The organism is Pseudomonas sp. Larv2_ips (assembly GCF_963879675.1).
Lineage (GTDB): Bacteria > Pseudomonadota > Gammaproteobacteria > Pseudomonadales > Pseudomonadaceae > Aquipseudomonas.
On the sequence record NZ_CAWOAW010000013.1, the window covers coordinates 16,734 to 21,707 of the forward strand.

Sequence of the window (4,974 nt, forward strand, 5' to 3'; positions counted from 1 at the left end):
GGGGCAAGCCCGCTCGCCACAAGAAGTAGTCCGAGTTAGGTGCTCAGGCAAACACAAAATACTTACGCACCGTCTCGACCACTTCCCACGTGCCCTTCATTCCCGGCTCCACCACAAAGATATCCCCAGCCCGCAGGTGGATCGGCTCCAGGCCTTCCGGGGTGATCACGCAATAGCCTTCCTGGAAATGGCAGTACTCCCACTTCACGTATTCCACGTACCACTTGCCCGGTGTGCAGATCCAGGTGCCCATGATCTTGCTGCCGTCTTCGCTGGTGTAGGCGTTGAGGTTGACGGTGTGCGGGTCGCCTTCGAGTTTTTCCCATTTGCAGGCATCCAGGACCGGCAGTGGGTGGGTGTCGCGCAGTACGGTGATGGGCTTGGACATGGTGGCTCCGAGGCAGGGGGACGAGAGTGGAACCCTATAGCGTCGGCGATCGGGTCAGTGGTCTGAACTCGACATCGGGATGCCCAGAAGCGCAGGCGAATGCGATTGCTCTGACACCCATGCAGTGCCTGTGGGAGCGGGCTTGCTCGCGAAAGCGGTGGGTCAGCCCGCACATGTCTTGACTGGCACACCGCCTTCGCGAGCAACCCCGCTCCCACATTGGATCTCCAGTGTTTGAGCGGCTTTGGTCAGACAAAATATTCGGGCGCCAATCTGGCATTTCCTCGCAGTAACTGCGAAAGAATTCTCGCCTGGCGCTGGAATTAGCAAGAAAATGCACGGCCGGCCCTCGTATCATTCACCCCAGAACGAGTGAGAGCCTTGAAATGAACCCAATAAAAACGTGGTGGGATATCAGCCCGCCCTTGAGCACGGCGACCCCGACCTGGCCGGGCGATACGCCGTTTCAGGAAGAGCGCGTGTGGCAGTTCGGCCCCGAGTGCCCGGTGAATGTGGGCCGCGTAACGTTCTCGCCGCACACCGGCGCGCATGTAGATGCCCCGCTGCATTACAGCGCTGACGGCGCGCCGATCGGCGAAGTGTCGCTGGACGTGTACATGGGCCCGTGCCGGGTGTTGCATTGCCTGGGCAGTGGCGCGCTGGTGCAGCCGCATCGGTTGGAAGGCCGTGTGGATAACTTGCCCGAGCGCGTGTTGCTGCGCACTTATCCACAAGTGCCCCTGACCGAATGGGATTCGAACTTCACCGCCATTGCGCCGCAAACCATCGAGCTGCTCGCCAGCCTGGGCGTGCGCCTGATCGGTATCGACACGCCGTCCCTGGACCCGCAACAGTCCAAGACCATGGATTCGCACAATGCCGTGGCCCGCCATGGCATGGCGATTCTCGAAGGCATCGTGCTTGATGACGTGCCGGAGGGCGACTATGAATTGATCGCGCTGCCGCTGCGCTTTGCCAACCTGGACGCGAGCCCGGTCCGCGCCATCCTCCGCCCGCTCAAGGAGCCCACGCGATGAGCCAATGCCCCTTCTCACCTGATTACCAGCCCCCGGAAGAATGGCATAACGCCGAGCTGAATTTTTCCGAGTCCATGAGCTACGGCGACTACCTGGACCTGGGCAAGGTCCTGAGCGCCCAGCACCCGCTGTCGCCCGACCACAACGAAATGCTCTTTATCATCCAGCACCAGACGTCCGAGCTGTGGATGAAACTGATGCTCCACGAACTCAAGGCTGCCCGCGAACACGTGCGCCTGGGCGAGCTGCCGCCGGCGTTCAAGATGCTGGCGCGGGTGTCGCGGATCTTCGATCAACTGGTGCACGCCTGGGCGGTGCTGGCGACCATGACGCCGTCGGAATACAAGGCCATTCGCCCGTTCCTGGGGCAGTCGTCGGGGTTTCAGTCGTTCCAGTACCGTGAGATCGAATTTATCCTCGGCAATAAAAGCGCGGCGCTGTTGCGGCCTCACGCGCACCGGCCGCAGTTGTTGAACGAGTTGAAAGTGGCGATTGCCACGCCGTCGCTGTATGACGAGGCGGTCAACCTGATGGCGAAAGCCGGGTTGGCGATTGACCCCAAACGCGCCGAGCGCGACCCGACAGCGGCCACGGTTCACGATGAGTCGGTGGAAGCGGCCTGGCGCGAGGTGTATCGCGACCCGAACCGGTATTGGGATTTGTATCAGTTGGCCGAGAAGTTTATCGACCTGGAGGATTCGTTCCGCCAGTGGCGCTTCAGGCATGTGACCACGGTTGAGCGGATCATCGGCTTTCAACCTGGTACGGGCGGCACCGAGGGCGTGGGGTATTTGCGCAAGATGCTCGACACGGTGCTGTTCCCCGAGTTGTGGCGAGTGCGTTCCACGCTATAAAAAAAGCCCCGGAATCCCGGGGCTTTTTCATGAGCAATCCAATCAAATGTGGGAGGGGGCTTGCCCCCGATGGCAGCGTGTCAGCCACCGCATCCGGTGTCTGACCCACCGCCATCGCGGGTAAGCCCGGCTCCCACAGGGATCACTGTGCATTCACTACAGCGCTACCCTTTTTGACCCGCATCCGGTAGGCCATGTAGATAATCCCCACCCAAACCGGCATCGCATACACCGACTCACGAATGCCATTGATCGCCAGCATCACGCTGACAATCATCGCCATGAACGCCAGGCACAGGTAGTTGCTGAACGGGAACCAGAAGGTCTTGAACGACGGCGTCACGCCTTGCTCGCCCATGGCCTTGCGGAACTTGATGTGAGTGATGCTGATCAGCGCCCAGTTGATCATCAGCGAGGCAACCACCAGTGCGAACAACAACTCCAGGGCGCTCTTGGGCGCGACGTAGTTGACCACCACGCACAGCATCGTCACCAGTGCCGAAATCGCCAGGGCGCGCAGCGGCACGCCTTGCTTGTTCAGCTTCATCAGCGCTTTGGGCGCATCGCCTTGCTCGGCCAGGCCAAACAGCATGCGGCTGTTGCAGTACACGCCGCTGTTGTACACCGACAGCGCCGCGGTCAGCACCACGAAGTTGAGGATGTGCGCGGCGGTGTCGTTACCGATCAGCGAGAAGATCTGCACAAACGGGCTGCCGCTGTAGGGATCGCCCGACGCGCCGAGGGTTTGCAGCAGTTGGTCCCACGGGTACAGCGACAGCAATACGGTCAGTGCGCCGACGTAGAAAATCAGAATCCGGTAGACCACCTGGTTGATGGCTTTGGGGATCACCTTGCGCGGCTCGCTGGCCTCGGCAGCGGTGATGCCCACCAGCTCCAGGCCACCAAACGAGAACATGATAAAGGCCATCGACATCAGCAGCCCCATGCCGCCATTGGGGAAGAACCCGCCGTGGCTCCACAGGTTGCTCACCGCGGCTTGCGGGCCGCCGGTGCCGCTGAACAGCAGGTAGCAGCCGAGCACGATCATGCCGACAATCGCGACTACCTTGATGATCGCGAACCAGAATTCGGCTTCACCGAAGAACTTCACGTTCAGCGTGTTGATCAGGTTGACCGCCACAAAGAACACCAGCGCGCTGACCCAGGTCGGAATTTCCGGCCACCAGAACTGGATGTACTTGCCCACGGCGGTCAGTTCGGCCATGCCCACCAGCACGTAGAGCACCCAGTAGTTCCAGCCCGCCAGAAAGCCTGCGTAGCCGCCCCAGTATTTGTGGGCGAAGTGGCTGAAGGAGCCGGCCACCGGCTCTTCGACGATCATCTCGCCGAGCTGGCGCATGATCAGGAACGCGATGAAACCGGCAATCGCGTACCCCAGGATCATCGACGGGCCCGCCGATTTGAGTACCCCGGCCGAGCCGAGGAACAACCCCGTGCCAATCGCCCCTCCCAAGGCAATCAGCTGAATATGCCGGTTCTTCAGGCCACGCTTGAGGCCTACCGGGTTAACCATGTCATCCGCCATTAACATTCCCTTCTACTTGTTTTTCTCAGGGTTGATTGCACGCCGCACCCGCCCCTCAAAAGTACTGAGGGGTCAGATATTACTCTGCGTAAACTTTTCGTAATACAGCTGAACGCCAACAAGTGCCTGATCCAGCAGCCATTGTTGGATGGATTCGACCATCGGAGGGGGGCCGCACACGTACATATCCGCCGATTGGTCCCGCAATTCGGCCAGGTCGAAATGCTCGGTGAGGTAACCGCGCTTGCCGGGCCACTCGGGCGATGGGTCACTCAGCACTTGGGTGTAGCGAAAACTCGGTATTTTCGACGCGTAGGCTTCAATGCGTGCTGCTTCGCACAAGTCCTCGGCGCCCCGTACGCCGTAGTACAGGTGCACCGGCTGCTCGCAACCGTTGGCCGCCAGCTCATCGAGCATGCCCAGCAACGCCGACAACCCGGTGCCGCCGGCCACCAGCACCAGCGGTTGGGTGACATGCCGCAGGTAAAACGCGCCCAACGGGGCTTCCATCAGCACTTCATCACCGACCTGGCAGCGCTCGCGCAGGTAGTTGCTCATGACGCCATCGGGCAGCAGGCGCACCAGAAACTGCAGCAGGTTACCCGGTCGGTTGGCGAAGGAGTACGAGCGCCAGCTGTCGGTGCCGGGCACCGACAGGCGAGCGTACTGGCCGGGCAGGAAGTCCAGCGGCGCCTCCAACTGCACCTGCAAAATCGCCGTGCTGCTCGAGACGTGCTGCACTTCGCTTACCGTACCGCGCACTTGCACCGGCCCCGGCGCGTTGCACAGGCTCGAATCAAAATCGAAGTAGAACGCCGCGTCGGACTTCACCCGCGTCTGGCAACTGAGCATCTTGCGTTGTTGCAGGTCGAGGCTGGAGAGCGCTTCCTCGTCGACATAATCCTGGCTGTAGTCGCCCGACTCGCAACGGCCCTGGCAGGTGCCGCACACGCCTTCGCGGCAATCCAGCGGGATCTTGATGCCGTTGCGCAGGGCCGCGTCCAGCAGGATTTCATTGGCGCCCACCGGGAAAAACAGGGTCTTGCCGTCGGCAAAACTGAAGGCCACTTTGTGATTCATCCGCATAACTCCGCGTATCTGATTTGAAGGCTGACGAGTGAGCTTTTGTGGCGAGCGGCCTGTTGTGGC

At 61.0% G+C, this 4,974-nt stretch carries 5 protein-coding genes; 2 read left to right on the top strand and 3 right to left on the bottom strand.

Annotated elements, in window-relative coordinates; genetic code table 11:
* Window positions 1-43: 43 nt before the first annotated feature.
* Window positions 44-388 carry a cupin domain-containing protein gene (locus AACV02_RS04485; protein ID WP_010566207.1) on the bottom strand — a complete coding sequence of 115 codons (345 nt, stop codon included), beginning with the start codon at window positions 386-388 and terminating at the stop codon, window positions 44-46.
* Between the two features lie 386 nt (window positions 389-774).
* On the opposite strand from AACV02_RS04485, the gene kynB reads away from it, so the two are divergent.
* On the top strand, window positions 775-1,425 hold the full coding sequence (gene kynB, locus AACV02_RS04490) for an arylformamidase (protein WP_119736672.1): 651 nt from the start codon (window positions 775-777) through the stop codon (window positions 1,423-1,425).
* Window positions 1,422-2,279 (top strand): tryptophan 2,3-dioxygenase, encoded by an 858-nt coding sequence (kynA, locus tag AACV02_RS04495; RefSeq protein ID WP_106578177.1) that lies wholly within the window; start codon window positions 1,422-1,424, stop codon window positions 2,277-2,279. The genes kynB and kynA overlap by 4 nt, the downstream gene beginning before the upstream one ends.
* A 142-nt stretch (window positions 2,280-2,421) precedes the next feature.
* Here the strand turns inward: kynA and AACV02_RS04500 are convergent, their stop codons facing one another.
* The gene (locus AACV02_RS04500; protein WP_119736674.1) at window positions 2,422-3,825 is read right to left on the bottom strand and encodes an amino acid permease; all 1,404 of its coding nucleotides are present in this window, start codon (window positions 3,823-3,825) and stop codon (window positions 2,422-2,424) included.
* 72 nt (window positions 3,826-3,897) lie between these two features.
* Window positions 3,898-4,905, bottom strand: coding sequence for an anthranilate 1,2-dioxygenase electron transfer component AntC (gene antC, locus AACV02_RS04505; RefSeq protein WP_119736676.1), 1,008 nt, complete (start codon window positions 4,903-4,905; stop codon window positions 3,898-3,900).
* Window positions 4,906-4,974 lie beyond the last annotated feature (69 nt).